At 65.0% G+C, this 15,240-nt stretch carries 14 protein-coding genes and 1 tRNA gene; 7 read left to right on the top strand and 8 right to left on the bottom strand.

Annotated features, from left to right (window positions below):
• Window positions 1-124: 124 nt before the first annotated feature.
• The 3 genes from V6Z91_RS02360 (at window position 125) to V6Z91_RS02350 (ending at window position 2,799) form a co-directional block, all read left to right on the top strand.
• The gene (locus V6Z91_RS02360) at window positions 125-826 is read left to right on the top strand and encodes a hypothetical protein (protein ID WP_338766211.1); all 702 of its coding nucleotides are present in this window, start codon (window positions 125-127) and stop codon (window positions 824-826) included.
• A 100-nt stretch (window positions 827-926) separates the two neighbouring features.
• Window positions 927-1,832, top strand: coding sequence for a BON domain-containing protein (locus tag V6Z91_RS02355; protein ID WP_338766208.1), 906 nt, complete (start codon window positions 927-929; stop codon window positions 1,830-1,832).
• Between the two features lie 124 nt (window positions 1,833-1,956).
• The gene (locus tag V6Z91_RS02350; RefSeq protein WP_338766205.1) at window positions 1,957-2,799 is read left to right on the top strand and encodes a PhzF family phenazine biosynthesis protein; all 843 of its coding nucleotides are present in this window, start codon (window positions 1,957-1,959) and stop codon (window positions 2,797-2,799) included.
• Window positions 2,800-2,973: 174 nt separating this feature from the next.
• Here the strand turns inward: V6Z91_RS02350 and V6Z91_RS02345 are convergent, their stop codons facing one another.
• Complete coding sequence (locus V6Z91_RS02345) at window positions 2,974-3,303, bottom strand: multidrug efflux SMR transporter (protein WP_338766202.1); 330 nt, start codon at window positions 3,301-3,303, stop codon at window positions 2,974-2,976.
• A gap of 138 nt (window positions 3,304-3,441) precedes the next feature.
• Between V6Z91_RS02345 and V6Z91_RS02340 the strand changes: the two genes are divergently transcribed.
• Complete coding sequence (locus V6Z91_RS02340; protein WP_338766199.1) at window positions 3,442-4,584, top strand: L-dopachrome tautomerase-related protein; 1,143 nt, start codon at window positions 3,442-3,444, stop codon at window positions 4,582-4,584.
• 7 nt (window positions 4,585-4,591) lie between these two features.
• Here V6Z91_RS02340 and V6Z91_RS02335 read toward each other — a convergent pair whose 3' ends face one another.
• Together V6Z91_RS02335 and V6Z91_RS02330 are read right to left on the bottom strand one after the other, a co-directional pair.
• Window positions 4,592-6,658 carry a TonB-dependent siderophore receptor gene (locus V6Z91_RS02335; protein WP_338766197.1) on the bottom strand — a complete coding sequence of 689 codons (2,067 nt, stop codon included), beginning with the start codon at window positions 6,656-6,658 and terminating at the stop codon, window positions 4,592-4,594.
• Window positions 6,659-6,834: 176 nt separating this feature from the next.
• Window positions 6,835-7,542, bottom strand: a complete 708-nt coding sequence (locus V6Z91_RS02330) for a PEP-CTERM sorting domain-containing protein (protein ID WP_338766194.1) — start codon at window positions 7,540-7,542, stop codon at window positions 6,835-6,837.
• Window positions 7,543-7,928: 386 nt separating this feature from the next.
• Between V6Z91_RS02330 and V6Z91_RS02325 the strand changes: the two genes are divergently transcribed.
• The gene (locus V6Z91_RS02325; RefSeq protein WP_338766191.1) at window positions 7,929-9,056 is read left to right on the top strand and encodes an acyltransferase; all 1,128 of its coding nucleotides are present in this window, start codon (window positions 7,929-7,931) and stop codon (window positions 9,054-9,056) included.
• A gap of 10 nt (window positions 9,057-9,066) precedes the next feature.
• Here V6Z91_RS02325 and V6Z91_RS02320 read toward each other — a convergent pair whose 3' ends face one another.
• The 5 genes from V6Z91_RS02320 to V6Z91_RS02300 all read right to left on the bottom strand — a co-directional run bounded on the left by V6Z91_RS02320 (window position 9,067) and on the right by V6Z91_RS02300 (window position 13,698).
• Window positions 9,067-10,179: a hypothetical protein gene (locus V6Z91_RS02320; RefSeq protein WP_338766188.1), complete on the bottom strand. Its 1,113-nt coding sequence runs from the start codon at window positions 10,177-10,179 to the stop codon at window positions 9,067-9,069.
• 101 nt (window positions 10,180-10,280) lie between these two features.
• Window positions 10,281-10,356: transfer RNA gene (locus V6Z91_RS02315), tRNA-Lys, on the bottom strand.
• Between the two features lie 87 nt (window positions 10,357-10,443).
• Window positions 10,444-12,213: a GspE/PulE family protein gene (locus tag V6Z91_RS02310; protein ID WP_338766185.1), complete on the bottom strand. Its 1,770-nt coding sequence runs from the start codon at window positions 12,211-12,213 to the stop codon at window positions 10,444-10,446.
• 9 nt (window positions 12,214-12,222) lie between these two features.
• Complete coding sequence (locus V6Z91_RS02305; protein ID WP_338766182.1) at window positions 12,223-13,071, bottom strand: spermidine synthase; 849 nt, start codon at window positions 13,069-13,071, stop codon at window positions 12,223-12,225.
• A 108-nt stretch (window positions 13,072-13,179) separates the two neighbouring features.
• Window positions 13,180-13,698: a glycine zipper 2TM domain-containing protein gene (locus tag V6Z91_RS02300; RefSeq protein WP_338766179.1), complete on the bottom strand. Its 519-nt coding sequence runs from the start codon at window positions 13,696-13,698 to the stop codon at window positions 13,180-13,182.
• A 445-nt stretch (window positions 13,699-14,143) separates the two neighbouring features.
• On the opposite strand from V6Z91_RS02300, the gene V6Z91_RS02295 reads away from it, so the two are divergent.
• A complete protein-coding gene (locus tag V6Z91_RS02295) occupies window positions 14,144-14,542 on the top strand; it encodes a barstar family protein (protein ID WP_338766176.1) in 399 nt (132 codons plus the stop codon).
• A gap of 58 nt (window positions 14,543-14,600) precedes the next feature.
• Window positions 14,601-15,236, top strand: a complete 636-nt coding sequence (gene purN / locus V6Z91_RS02290; protein ID WP_338766174.1) for a phosphoribosylglycinamide formyltransferase — start codon at window positions 14,601-14,603, stop codon at window positions 15,234-15,236.
• Window positions 15,237-15,240: the final 4 nt, after the last annotated feature.

Below are 15,240 nucleotides of genomic sequence, written 5' to 3'. Positions count from 1 at the left end.
AACAGCCGTTGAGAGAGCGGCAAAGTTGGCACTTTCAGTAAGGAAATATTTTGTAACAGGGGCCGTTTGCCGGTAACAAATTTCCGCCCGGCATGTATAGTGATTCTTCCCGATGGAGTTCCTCATGCCGACGTTTTTCCGCCCCTTCCTCGCTCCCTTGCTGCTGTCCCTGACCGCTGCTTCAGCCCATGCCGCCCAGCTGACCACGCTGGAAACGCGCTGGCTCAATGCCGCCGCGCCGGTGCTCGGCTATGCGAAGACGCTGAACCTGCCGATCGACGTCATCGTGCAGCCGAAGGCAGGCCCGAACGACGTACCGCTGGCGATGGGGTTCAAGGATGGGCGCTGCAAGCTGGTACTCTCGATGCGCGGCAACCCGAATGCGGAAACGGTCCTTGCCGACGTGCCGGATGCGCGGCGCGACGTACTGATCGAGGCGATGACGGCGCACGAGGTGGGCCATTGCTGGCGCTACGCGCAGGGCAGCTGGCACCTGTTGCCGGCCGGCTTCACCGAAGCGGGCCAGGAATTCGCCGACAATCCGGAATTGCTGGAAATGTCGAAACAGATGCGGCAGACCCGCCGCGAGGAAGGGTTCTCCGACCTGGTGGCGCTGGCCTGGACGCAGCAGCGCCATCCCGACCAGTACGCCCATGTGTATGCGTGGATGCGCAAGGTGCGCGACGACCAGCCGACGGCGCACGGTTCCCATGACACCCGTGCCTGGCTGGAGCTGGCCCCGCGCGGCAGCGCGTTCGCCGCCGATACCGGCCCGTTCGAGCAAGCGACGGTGCTGTGGCGCAAGGGATTGCTTACGCTTGAGTGATTTTCTGACAACAAGTCCCGACCTGTGTACGGCCGCGCACAGAAGGATGGGCTGCGGTAGCGTTTAATCGACCGTGCCAATCATCTTAAGGGGACTTATCATGAAAAAAGCCGCATTCATCACGCTGGCACTGGTCAGCGCATTTGCCACCGCCCAGTCGACGAACAATGCCGCTTACAAGTCGGCGCACGACAAGGCCGAAGCGAACTACAAGGCAGCCAAGAAGCAGTGCGACGCACTGAAGGATAACGCCCAGGACGTGTGCGAGGAAGAAGCGAAAGTCGCCCGCGCCCAAGCCGAACGCGATGCCGTGGCCCAGCACAAGAACACGGGCAACGAACTGCAGCGCGCCGAGCGCAAGCTGGCCGAAGCCAAGTTCGAACTGGCCCAGGAAAAATGCGACGACCTCTCCGGCGACGCCAAGGATTCCTGCCAGGCCCAGGCCCGCTCCATGAAAGCCAATATGGCCGCGACGACGGCTGGCGACGGCCGCACCGCCGTACTGGTCGATAACGGCACCGGCGCCGCCGTGGCCGGTACTGGCGCCGCCGTGGCCGGCAGCGCCGCCGCTGCCGCCGATCGCGCGGGCGACCGCACCGCCGCCGCGCTGGACCGCGCCGGCGACCGCACCGCCGCCGCTACGGCGAACGCCCGCGAAAAAGCTTCCGACTTGGCCCAGAACGCCAAGGAAAAGACGTCGGACCTGGCCCAGACCACGAAGGAAAAGACTTCCGACATGGCTCAGTCGGCGAAGGAAAAGACCGCCAGCGCCACCGGCACCGCGCAGGCTGCGATGTCCGACACGATGATCACGGCGAAGGTCAAGGCCGACATGGCTGCCGACAAGACCGTGAAGGCCACCGACGTGCACGTGGAAACCCAGAAGGGCGTGGTGATGCTGAGCGGCTTCGTGCCGTCGAAGGCCGAGGCTGACCGCGCCGTGGAACTGGCCAAGGGCGTGCAGGGCGTCACGGACGTGAAGAGCTCCATCCAGGTCAAGAAATAGAAGTAATCGGCCAGGCTGTAACAACTCCGGACTGGCCCGCGCAAGCGGGCCTTTTTTACGCCCGCCGGCGCCATTTCGGCCTCCCTTCATCGTCGGGCTATACTCCCGCCCAGGAGGATGGCCAATGATCGAGCAAGTGAAACGGGTGGCGGCGTTCTGCGCCGGCGAGGCCGGCGGCAACCCAGCCGGCGTGTGGACCGGTGCCGTGCTGCCGCCGGAGGCGGTAATGCAAACGGTGGCCGCCGAAGTCGGCTACTCCGAAACCGTGTTTGCCGCGCGCGATGGCGAGTCCTGGCGCGTGCGCTACTTCTCGCCCGAATCCGAAGTGCCGTTCTGCGGCCACGCCACGATCGCGCTGGGCGCCGTGCTGGCGCTCGAGCACGGCGCCGGCACCTTCCCGCTGCAAACCAATCACGCCCGCGTGACCGTCGAAGGCAAGGCGGCAGGCGGTGCCATCTCCGCAAGCCTCGTGTCGCCGCCCGCGACCGGTGCCGCGGCGCCGCAGGCGATCGTCGACGAAGCGCTGGCCCTGTTCGGCTACACCCGCGCCGACCTCGATGAGCGCATCCCGCCGGCGCTGGCAAACGGCGGGGCCGGCCACCTCATCCTGCCGCTGAAGACCCGTGCTGCGCTGGCCGCGATGCGGTACGAGCTCGATGCGGGCCGCGTCCTGATGCGCCGCGAAGGCTGGGCCACGATCGCGCTGGTGCATGCCGAATCGCCGCGGCGCTTCCACGCCCGCAATCCCTTCGCTTCCGGCGGCGTCTACGAAGATCCCGCGACCGGCGCCGCGGCCGCCGCGCTGGCGGGCTACCTGCGCGAGATCGGATGGCCCGAGCGGGACATCGACATCGTGCAGGGCGAGGACATGGGCGTGCCCTGCCACCTGCACGCGCAGGCGTTGCCCGGGCGGGGTGCAGCGGTGCGCGTTTCGGGCCTGGCGCGGCTGATCGGAGAGGACGCCTGATTTCCGCCGGGATCAGCCGCCTGGAACATCCGCCTGACGGAACGCGCGCGGCACGGCTACGTCGCGCGCCCACAACAGGGACACAACAGGGACAGTCCCCGATTTTTTACAACGGTTCGGCTGGGCATCACGTTGGGCACGCCGGCGAATGGAGCAAGGTGGGCTCAGGGCTCGTCAATGCGACGTCGTCTTCGAAAACAGCTGCATGACCAGTACGCCAGCCACGATCAGGCCGATGCCCGCGAGCGCCGGCAGGTCGAGGCGCTGCTTGAACAGGAAATAGCCGGCGAGGGTGATCAGCACGATGCCGGCGCCCGACCAGATCGCATACACCACGCCCATCGGGATCGTGCGCAGCGTCAGCGACAGCATGTAGAACGCCACACCATAGCCCACCACCACGAGCGTGGACGGCACCGCGCGCGTAAAGCCTTCGGAAGCCTTCAGGGCCGATGTCGCGATCACTTCGGCGACGATGGCGATCGCCAGGTACAACCAGTTCATGGACACTCCTTGCAGGGGAAAGCCGCACTGTAGCACCCTGTTCCGCTACCTTGCCGCAACATCGCCTTCGCATGGCATCATCGCGTACCGTGCCGCCGCAGTTATCCATTCGCTTCACCCGCCCCGAGAGGAAATCCGATGCCTTCGCCGTTCCGTGCCCGCCTCGTTCCCGTCCTTGCCGCCATCTCGCTGACCCTTGCCGCTGCACCCGCTTTCGCCTGGAACGGGCCGGTCGAAAAGGGCGTCAGTCTTGAAAAGGTGGCCGATTTCGGCCACCAGGTCACCGGCGTCACGGTGGCGGAGGACGGCCGCATCTTCGTCAATTTCCCGCGCTGGACCGAGGATTCGCCCGTCTCGGTGGCTGAGGTGAAGGATGGCGCGATCGTGCCGTTCCCCAATGAGGCATGGAACGCCTGGCGCAACGCCCGCAAGGACGAGCTCTCGCCCGGCGAGCACTGGGTGTGCGTGCAGAGCGTGGTGGCGGACAGGCAGGGCAATGTGTGGGTGCTGGACCCGGCCGCCCCGGCGCAGGGGCCGATCGTGCCGGGCGGCCCGAAGCTCGTGCGCGTGAGCCTGGCGTCGAATGCCGTGCTGCAGAACATCCGCTTCGACGAAAGCGTGGCAACACAGGGCTCCTACCTGAACGACGTACGCTTCTCGCCGGATGGCAAATGGGCCTACATCACCGATTCGGGCGTGCGCGGCGCCATCGTGCTGGTGGACCTGGGCACGGGCGAGGCAAAGCGGCTGCTGGACGGCGACCCCTCCACGCAGCCGAAGAAGGGCCTGGTGGTGACGGCTGACGGCAAGCCGCTGCGCCGGCCCGACGGCAAGGGCATCGAATTCGCCGCCGACGGTATTGCGCTGTCGCCCGATGGCCAGTACCTGTACTGGCAGGCGATCAAGGGCGACACGCTGTACCGCATCGCCACCCGCGTGCTGGCCGAGGAAGGGTGGCGCGGCGACGATATTGGCGCAAAGGTGGAAACCGTGGGCCGCAACGGCGTGGCGGATGGCCTGCTGATCGACCGCGGCGGGCGGCTCATGTACATCACGTCGCCCGAGGACGATTCGGTCAAGGTGCGCAACCTGCAATTGCCCGGCAGCGCGCCGCGGCTGGTGATCCGCGACCCGCGGCTGCGCTGGCCAGACACGTTCAGCCAGGGCCCGGACGGCAGCGTGTACGTGACCACGTCGCGCATCCAGGATTCGGCGTTCTTCAAGCCCGGCGCGCCGATCGCGTTGCCGACGTCGCTGTGGCGGCTGAAGAACGGCAGGTGAGGCTCCGTTACAGGTCCACCTTCAGCCGCGCCACCACGCTGCGCTCCGCGCCGGGCTGCACGTACAGGTTGCCCCACGACGAGACGTAGTACAGCCGGTTGGCCAGGTTGTGCACGTCGACCGAGAGGCGGGTGCGGCCGTTGATCTGCCAGTAGCCGACCAGCTTGAACGTGGTGTAGGCAGGCAGCGAATACGTGTCTGCGTTGTTGCCCGAGCGCTCGCCGGCGTAATTCACGCCGGCGCCGACGCCGTAGCGGCCGCCGCCGGGCAGGCGGTCTTCGCGGATCGCCAGCAGGCCGGCGCTGTACTCCGGCACGTTGGCCAGGCGCGTGCCGGCGGCCAGCGTCTTGTCCTTCGTGACCCGCGCATCATCCCAGGCGAAATTGCCCGTCACGCGCCAGTGGCGGTCCAACTGGCCGTTGACGTCGGCCTCGAAGCCCGTGCTCTTGATTTCGCCAGCGGCCACGGAGTAGCCGGGAACGTCGCTCGCCGTCAGCACATTGGTCTTCGTGATGTCGTAGACCGCCAGCGTGGCGCCCAGCCGGCCGTCTGGCGTATTCAGTTTCCAGCCGGCCTCGTAAGAGGTCGAGCGCTGCGGGTCGAAGGCCCGGCCGGCGATGTCGGTGCCGTTATTGCCGCGGAAGGATTTGCCGGCCGAGACATACAGCGAGCTCCAGGCGTTCGGCAGGAACGTCACGCCGGCGCGGGGCGTGACGGCGCTCTGCTCGCGCTGCGTGAACGTCTTCGCCACGCGGTTCTCCAGCGACTGGCTGTACTCGTCCCAGCGCAGGCCGGCCAGCAGTTTCCAGCGGTCCGACAGGCTGACCTGGTCTTGCGCGAACACCGCCTTCACGCGCTGGCGCTCGTCGGTGCTGGTGGTGCGCGTGGTCAGTGGAGGAGCGGTCGCGCCGTACACGGGCGTGTAGATGTCGATCGGGTAGTTCGCCGAGCGCAGGATTTCCGTGTTCATCCACAGGCGTGACGCTTCCGCGCCGACCAGCAGGGTATGGCCCACGCCGCCCGTGGCGAACTTGCCTTCGAGCTCGGCCTGCAACGCCGTGTCCCGCGAGGGCAGCGTGCGCCAGGTGGCCTGCCGGTTCAGCGTGCGGTTGTCGGCGGCCAGCGAGGTCGCTTCCGTGTATTCGCCCTCGAAACGGCTTTCCTTGTAGCTGGCGCCGACGCGCAGGCGCCAATCGTCCGACAGCCGGCGTTCGAGCGTGGCCTGGTGCGTGTCGCTGGAAAGGTGCAGGTTCTCGTCGCCCGGCTCGTTCAGCACGCGGTCGCGCGGCAGCGTATCGAGCACGCCGCGCACATTGATCACGCCCCGGTCCAGCGGCGTGTTGGCGCGCAGGAATTCCGATTCCAGGTTCAACGTGGTGCGGCTGTCGATCACCCAGGTCAGCGCGGGGGCCACGAGGTGGCGCTTGCTGTGCAGGAGCGAGGAGCGCGAGCTGCCTTCCTCGGCCATCACGTTCAGCCGGTAGGCAACGGAATCGCTCAGGGCTCCCGTGCTGTCCAGCGTGGCGCGGCGCAGGCCGTTGCTGCCGAGGCTCACCTCCGCCACGTTCGCCCCCGTGAACTGCGGTTTCTTCGTGACGATATTGATCGTGCCGCCCGGTTCGCTGCTGCCATAGATGGCACCGGCCGGGCCTTTCAGGAATTCGAAGCGCTCGACGGTGGCGGTGTCGCGCGGCGGATTGTAGCCGCGCGAACCGGGAAAACCGTTGACGAGGTAGCCCATGTCCGTGCTGGAAAAGCCGCGGATGGCGAAGTTGTCCCACGTGCCGCCGAAGTCGTTCAGGCGCGCAATGCCGCTGACGTAGTCGACCGTATCGGCCAGGCGTGTCGCGCCCAGGTCTTCGAGCTGCGCGTTGCCGATCACGCGCACCGATTGCGGCACTTCGGTCAGCGGCGTCTCGGTGCGGGTGGCGCCACGGCTGTGCTGCGGGTTGTAGGTGGCGCGCTCGGCGGTAACGTTCACCTGCGGCATCGCCGGCTCGGTATCGTCGGGGTTCTGGGCCAGGGCCAGTGGCGCGGCGGTGAGCAGGCTCAGGGCGAGAAGGCGGGAAGACATGCAGGCTTTCGGTTCGGGATGAAAGGGCTGCACTATAAATGCGAATGGTTCGCATTTGCAAGGATGGGAGCGAAAAAAATGGCCAGCCGCGCAGGCTGGCCGAGGGGAGGAGGTAATCGGTTAACAGCGCGCGCAGTGGTACGGGCCGCGCACTGTTTCGTGCTGCGGTGCGTACCTTACTTGCGCTGCCCGTTGCGGCGCAGGCGCCAGCCGAGGCCGGCCAGGCCCAGCGTCAGCAACGCCACTTGCGACGGTTCCGGCACCGCGCTGACGTTGGCGTAGGCCGAGGCGGTATAGCCGATCTCGCCATTGATGGCTTCCGCCCCGGACGAGAACGTGATGGACAGGGTGCGCGCATCGCTGCTGCCGAGGTAGCTGATCATATAGTCGCGCAGCTCGACCTCTTCCGTAGTCCAGTAGTCGGCAAATACGGCGGCGTTGCTGCTGCCGTAGCGCTCGTCGTCGATGGTGCCGGCGACGCTCGCGTCCGCATACACGACCAGCTTCGTGTTGGCGGTCAGCGTGAAGGAACTGTCCCAGCCGAAGGTACCGAACAGCTGGCCCTGCGTGCCGACGTGGTTGGCACTGGCGTTGGCGACGCCGCCGGCAAAGCTGACGGTGGAACTGCCATGCGCGACGTTCGTCGCCACACTGCCTTCCTCGGTCAGGTAGTCCAGCGGGTCGGGGATGCCGTTCTGCTGGAAGCCGGCCATCAGCACGAAGCCGGTGTCCTCCAGCGTCAGCGCGGCGGTCACGCCGTCGTTCAGGTCGAGATCGATCACTTCATAGCGGAAATTGCCGATCTGGGCGGTGGCCGTGGCGTCGGCCTGCGCGGCCATGGGCAAGGAAAGGGCGAGTGCGGCAGCGATAGCGGAGAGTTTCATGCAGGCTCCATGATGTTGGTAGAAGAACAGCATGCTACCCAAGTCGTTGTTTTTAATTTAAGTCTTTTCTAGGGTGATTTGTCGTAGAAGTTTCACGGCTACCGGAAGGAGCAGCCGTCTTGTCGATATTGCATGCGACGCTGTCCGGCTAACTCGGCTATTCTCTCGTCCTTTATCAAAACGTCACGGACATCAGGAAAGCGCTGATTTAGCCATGGCGGCGATCTTAGCCCTGAGAAAACGTGCCCAGCTGCGCCGCATGTCCCGCCATACCTCGGTATGACGAGGCATCTGCATCTTGCTGGACACGTTTTTCAGGACTGATCTCATCCACCAGCAATAAATCAGCGCTTCCCTGCGGCCCGGACGAGCTGCAAAGGAAGCGGATGGACGGAACAAACCTGGGGACGCGTGAAGCGGGCAAATCGGAATTCGGATTGATCAACCTGCTGAAGGCAGTGGCGGCGCAGCTGATCGTGCTGCATCACCTCGCTTTCTATGGGCCGATGGCGGACCATGTCCGCCCCGTGCTGCCGGAGTTGATCGACTGGCTGGGCGACAGCGCCCGCATCGCCGTGCAGGTATTCCTCGTGATCGGCGGCTTCCTGGCCGCGAAATCGCTCGCTCCCGCCGGCCGCCCCGGCCTGGCCAATCCCCGCGGCGCCATCTGGCGGCGCTACGTGAAACTGGCGCCGCCTTTCCTGGCGGCGACGTTGCTCGCTGCGGTGGCCACTGCATGGGCCGCGGCGTGGATGACGCACGACTCGATTTCCGACCCGGCGACCCTGGCGCAGCTGTGTGCCCACGCCGTGCTGCTGCATGGGGTGCTCGGCTACGAGGCGCTATCGGCGGGGGCGTGGTATGTGGCGATCGACTTCCAGCTGTACGCGGCACTGGCCGCGCTCTTGTGGCTGGGCGGGCGCATTGCCGGCGGCCGCGACCTGCCGTGGCTGATGCCGGCGCTCGTCGCGGTCGGCATCACGTTCTCGCTGCTGTATTTCAACCTCGACAGCGACTGGGACGACTGGGCGCCTTACTTCTTCGGCAGCTATGGGCTCGGGGTGATGGCATGGTGGGCGGGCGAGCGCGGCCGGGGCGCGCGCGGCGTCCTGCTGCTTGCGCTGCTGGGCGTGCTGCCCGTGCTGGCGGCGCTGGTGCTCGAGTTCCGCAGCCGGGTGGCGCTGGCGCTTGCCGTGGCATGCGCGCTGTTCCTGTTCGGTCGGCTGCGCACCCGGTCGGCCGGGCATCTCTGGTCGGCCGTGAACGGGCTGGCCCGCGTGTCGTATGCGATCTTCCTGGTGCATTTCCCCGTGTGCCTGGTCGTGAACGCGGCATTTACGCGCTACCTGCCGGCCGAGGCGGCATGGCAGGGCGCGGGCATGTTGACGGCGTGGGTGGCGAGCCTGGCCGCGGGTACCGTGTTCCATCGCTGGGTGGAAGTCCCGCTGGGCGGGGTGATTGCCGGGCATGCGCGCTCCCGGCAGGGCGTGCGTTCCGCCTATGTGAAAGCGTGAGGTTGCTGGTTCAGTCCCGCTTGAAGCGCCGCTTCAGGCGGCGAACGAGCTCGGGGAGATGAACCACGACGCCCTTGATCTCGACATCCTTGACGGTGACGACCTTGCCGACCAGCGGCTCGGTATCGGGTTTCGCGGGCGCCGGCGGCGATGCCGGTAGGGCGGGCGGGGGCACCTGCTTGAGCAGGTAGTTTTCCACGCGCAGTGCCTCTATCGTCTGGTTCTTAGCTTCCAGCACCGCCGCGCCCAGCTGAAGCTGGCTTTGCAAGTGCAAGATGTTTGCGTTCATCTGCATCGCCGCGATATCCGATGAAGTTTGCAGCTGCTGCCGCAGCCCGGCGTTGCTCGGTAACTGCAAATAGGCCTGCAGCGCGTCGCGCAGCGTTTGCAGTGCCTCGTCCGGGTCGGTTGGGGTCACGCTGAAAAGGATGCGGTGCGCTTCGTGGCTCAGGCCGATATCCGCCTCGATGCCCAGGTCGGCGAGAAACTGACCGAAATAGACGAGGTACTGCTGGCACGCTGTTTCAATTTCTGGTGGGAACTCGAAGATGTTCACCAGCGTGTTCGGACCGGCTTTGAGGCGCAAGCGAGCTTCGACCTGGTTCATTAGTTCGGCAATGCGAGGTAGCCAGCGATCCAGTTCGTCCTGGACCGTGCCGTTCAGGTCCGCGATCGGCCAGATGAAGCCGAAATCGTTGGTGACGATATCCTCCTCGGCGTAGCACACCAACCCTTCGTAGTTCGCGGCATCTGTGACCGCCAATATCTCCTGGGTGTATTGATTGATGCTCCATGGGCGGGCCCAGTCTTCCGGCTCGAACCGGAATGGCAAGCTGATCGATGGCTCGCTTGCCCGCCAGCTTGCATCGATGACTTCGACACAGTCGATCTCTTCACACCAGTCGGATTCGTACGGAAGCGAAAGAAGTTGAAATTGTGCCGTCAAGTCCCCGATCGGGCAGTCCATCAGGAATCGGTAATCCGGATTTCTGTTGTCATCCTCAATGCCGCCAGTAATCCTTTCCCCGCGCGACTCGCTGCCCCACGAAATAGGGAAGAGTGTGCCGTCGATGATCAGGCGCTTAGATTCGGGCGATGATACGGATTCGAGCGTGACGTGCATGGCAATACTCTCCGAAAATCGTTATCGATGTCCTAGTATTGCATGCTGAAGATAAAAAACAAAAAAGCCAACCGCGAACGGTTGGCTTCCCTGTTTCATTCTGGTAGGCCGTGCGGGGCTCGAACCTGCGACCAACGGATTAAAAGTCCGCTGCTCTACCAACTGAGCTAACGACCCGAAAGAGGCCACATTATATACAGCTCATTCCGCTCTGCCAAGTCCTTCGAACGGAAAGTTGGCGAAGGGGCAGGGCAAGGCAGCCGATCACGAGAATGACGCCGTCGCCTTCAGCACTTCCTCGGCCGTGGTGGCGCCCTCGATCACTTTCCAGGCGCCCGCCAGGCGCAGCGGCTTCATGCCGTCGGCCACCGCCTGGCGGCGCAGCGCGGCAATGTCGGTTTCTTCCTGCACCAGCTCGTTGAACGCGGCGCTCACGGTGAGCAGCTCGTAGATGCCCGTGCGGCCGCGGAAGCCCGTCTGCCGGCACTCCGGGCAACCGACCGGGCGATACACCTGCGCCGGCTTCGGCAGGTCCCAGGGGCCGCCGATGCCTTGCCAGATCTCGTCCGGCAGGTCGCCGTCCGGCGTCTTGCACTCGGTGCACAGCGTGCGCACCAGGCGCTGGGCCATGATGCCGATGACCGTCGCCTCCAGCAGGTAGTGCGGCACGCCCAGTTCCAGCAAGCGCATCACGGCCGATGGCGCATCGTTCGTGTGCAGCGTCGACAGCACCAGGTGGCCGGTCAGGGCGGCCTGGATCGCCATCTCGGCGGTGGCCAGGTCGCGGATCTCGCCGACCATGATGATGTCCGGGTCCTGCCGCATCAGCGCGCGCACGCCGTCGGCAAACGACAGGTCGATGCCCGGCTGCACCTGCATCTGGTTGAACGAGGGCTCCACCATCTCGATCGGATCCTCGACGGTGCATACATTCACTTCCGACGTGGCCAGTGCCTTGAGCGTGGTGTACAGCGTGGTGGTCTTGCCCGAGCCGGTGGGGCCGGTGACGAGGATGATGCCGTGCGCCCGCTTCGTGAGCGCATCCCAGCGCGCCGCGTCGTCCGGCGGGAAGCCCAGTTCCGGCAGCGTCTTCACGACGACCTCGGGATCGAAGATGCGCATCACGAGTTTTTCGCCGAACGCCGTCGGCAAGGTCGAGAGCCGCAGTTCGATTTCCTGGCCGCCGTCGGTGCGCGTCTTGATGCGGCCATCCTGCGGCCGGCGCTTCTCGATCACGTCCATGCGTCCCAGCAGCTTGATGCGCGCCGTCATCGCGATCATCACCACGGCCGGCACCTGGTACACCTGGTGCAGCACGCCGTCGATGCGGAAGCGGATATTGCCGATGTCGCGCTTCGGTTCGAGGTGGATGTCGGAAGCGCGCTGCTCGAAGGCGTATTGCCACAGCCAGTCGACGATATTGATCACGTGCTGGTCGTTGGCGTCCACCTGACGGTTGCTCTTGCCCATCTCGACCAACTGCTCGAAGTTGTTGCGCAGGGCGAGATCCTGGCCAGTGGACTTGTTGGCGTCGCGGATCGACTTGGCGAGCGAGAAGAATTGCGACGTGTATTGCGCGATGTCGAGCGGGTTGGCGATCACGCGCCTGATCTGGCGGCGCGATACCTTGGCGATCTCCGGCTCCCATTCGAGCGAAAAGGGGTCCGCGGTGGCCACGGTGAGCGTGTCGGCCGTGATTTCCACCGGCAGGATGTTGAAGCGCGCGGCGTAGCTGGCGGACATCACATCGGCCACGCGCGTGAAATCCACCTTCAGCGGATCGATGCGGTACAGCGGCAGGTGGGTGCGGCGGGCCAGCCATTCGGTCAGCACGTCCAGCATCAGCTGCCGGTGCGGCGGCTGCGCCGACAGGATCTTGCAGTGCGCCACGGCGCACAGCGGATGCATCGCGCCGGCGGTGTTGCGCAGGATGCCTTGCGCCTGCGTGTAATAGGCCTTGGCGGCGGCTTTCTCGACCAGGCCGTCGGCCAGCAGCCAGCTGAAGATCTGTTGCAGGTCGAGTGCCTTCGCCATGGCCGTCGGTCAGCTATCCAGGCTGGCCGCGAGGCCCTTGACCCAGGATTTCGCGGGCAGCCTGGTCTGCTCGTGGATCTCCTTGGCGCGCGCTTCCAGCGCAGCAAGGGTGGACGGGTCGAACTTGTGCGCGCGCTTGAATGCCAGCGCGACCACGTTCCCGTCGTGCACCTCCGGCAGGCTCACCACCTGCGCGAACGCGTATTTCATCGCCTTGATGTTCTTCGCGTAGCTCGGATGGTCGCCGAACAGGTTCACGGTGAGGATGCCGTCGTCGGCCAGGCAGGCGGCACAGGCCGCATAGAATTCGGCCGAATCGAGCACCGGGCCGCGCGCGGTGGCGTCGTACAGGTCCACCTGCAGCGCATCGAAGGTGCCATGGTTTGCCGCGTCGTTCACGAAGTCCAGCGCATCCATTTCCAGCACGTGCAGGCGCGCATCGTTCGGCGGCAGCTTGAACATGCCCTGGCAAATGGCGATCACGTGGGGGTTCAATTCCACCGCGGTCACCTGCGCCTCGGGGAACGTCTTGTAGCAGAACTTGGTCAAGGTGGCCGTGCCCAGCCCCAGCTGGGCGATGTGGCGGGGTTCGGCGTTCCACAGCATCCAGGCCATCATCTGCTGCGCATATTCGAGCTCCGGCCAATCGGGCTTGCGGATGCGCATCGCCCCCTGCACCCACTCGGTGCCGAAGTGCAGGTAGCGCACACCTTCCTGCTCGGAGAGCGTGACGGGGGCGAACCTGGGCTTGTAGCGGGCAGGCTTTTCCGGCGCCAGCTTGCGCGCGGCCGTTTTGACGGCAGCTTTTGCCGGCCGGGACGATTCTTCTTTTTCGATGGATTTACGTTTGATCAGCATGGTGGATTCCGAAGGAGCCTCATTATCCCGCGCCGCTTTGCCCGGTAGCAAGCGTGCAAATGCAAACTGCCGGCCCGGGGGCCGGCAGTTTGACGGGATCGAAACGATTTACTGGATCGGTTCGACGGAAACGCGCAGGCGCACGCGCTCGCCCGGGTCTTCCGACATATAGCTGGTGTAGTTGCGGCCGCGGTAGTCGTACACGACTTCATAGCCGGTCGTGCGCGATTCCCAGCGGTCGACGGTGCGGCACTGCTTCACGGCCTGTTCCTGCACGCCGCCCGGCGCCGCGTTCTGGTTTTCGACACGGTCGCCCACCACGGCACCGGCGATCGCACCGGCGGCAGCCGCCGCGGTGCGGCCGCTGCCGCTGCCGACCTGGCTGCCCAGCAGCGCGCCGGCGATGCCGCCGACGATGGAGCCGCCCACGCCGCGCTGCTGCGGTTGCTGGACCTGCACGTACTCCGTGCGGCATTCCTGCTGCGGGCGATTGATCCGCTCGACCTGCGGCGTCACGCGCACGACACGGGCGTAGTCTTCGAAATCGGCTGCCTGCACGGCCGGCAGGGAACCGAGCAGCATGGCCGACACCATGAGTTTCATTGGCAACTGAGCTTGCAGCTTCATTTGAGGTACCTCGTCAGGTGATTGTCTTTTTATCTGTATGGAACGGGAAAATATGAATTATCCGATTCAATGGTAACGCCGGCGCGCGACTGAAATCTGGGCTTATGGCAACAAAATGTAACCCGTTGGGCAGGGCGGCGATGCAGCGGCCGCGTCAGGGAAAGGCCAATGGAGCAGGGCGCGCATTGTCAGCAAGGCATCTTAAATCGCGCTGAAAATGACCGGTTTTTAACAAATCTTGCGCGCACTGCCACATTAAAGTTGATTCATGCTGTACAACACGTTACCCTTACACTCTAGGGATCGAATTGACGGAGAGAAACGCGACTAGCGCTGCCGGTGCAGCGGCATGCCGCGCCACGTGTATTGCACTGGTCGGCTTGCCTTGTATAGGTGCCTTCAATATAAAACACATACCGTACAACAGGTCGATTTTGAGGGAAAAATGAGTTTGTTCTTAACCGTGCCGCCCAACCTCGTTCAGTCCATCAGGGCATTTAGGATCGCTGAACTGCAAGAGGAGGCCGGCCGCCTGGGCCAGCATTTTTTGTATGCGCATTGCCATGCCGGCCAGACGAAGCAGCAAGTGCTGGGCATCATCGCCGAATCGTTCAGGTTTCCCAAGCCCTGCGGCAAGAATTTCGATGCGCTGCGCACCACGCTGACGGAAACGCTGTTCCATGCCGGCACGCAACCTGGCTTCGTGATCGTGCTGGAACAACTGCCCAATACCCAGAAATTCGACCGCGAAGCGCGTGAAACCCTGCTTGACGTATTCCGCGACGCCGCCGACTGGTGGGCCGAGAAGAAGGTGCCGTTCCGCGTCTTTTATTCGTTCGAATAAGGCCCGGCCGGCCCGCGGCCCGTTGGTCCGCTCTGCGGCTGCGGGTACAATGTCGGCCATGAAAAATATCGTCATCCTCATTTCGGGCCGCGGCAGCAATATGGAAGCCGTCGTCCGCGCCGCCGAAGCGGAGCAGTGGCCGGCGCGGATCGCCGCCGTCATCAGCAACCGTGCCGACGCGAAGGGCCTGGAATTTGCCGCCGCGCGCGGCATTCCCACGGCCGTCGTGCCGAACAAGGAATACCCGAGCCGCGAGGCATTCGATGCCGCGCTGCAGGCCGTCATCGACCGGTTCGCGCCGGATCTGGTGGTGCTGGCCGGGTTCATGCGCATCCTCACGCCCGCCTTCGTGGAACATTACGCAGGCCGCATGCTGAACATCCACCCGTCGCTGCTGCCGCTGTTCCCGGGCTTGCACACGCACGAGGCAGCACTGGCCGCGGGCCATGCCGAACATGGCGCCACCGTCCACTTCGTCACCGCCGAGCTGGACCATGGCCCCGTGGTGGACCAGGTGTCGGTGCCGGTACTGCCCGGCGACACGCCGGAGACCCTGGCGGGCCGCCTGCTGGTGCAGGAACACGTGCTGTACCCGCGCGCCATCCGCTGGTTCGTCGAAGATAAACTGATTGTCGAGAACGGCCAGGTGTACGGGCCGCATCGCCCGCATCCATCGGCAGCGTTGCCGAACTAATTCA

Origin of the sequence: Massilia sp. METH4, assembly GCF_037094685.1 — a bacterium.
Lineage (GTDB): Bacteria > Pseudomonadota > Gammaproteobacteria > Burkholderiales > Burkholderiaceae_D > Rugamonas.
Note: the sequence above shows the minus strand (reverse complement) of the source record. Positions and strands in the feature narration are given on the sequence as shown.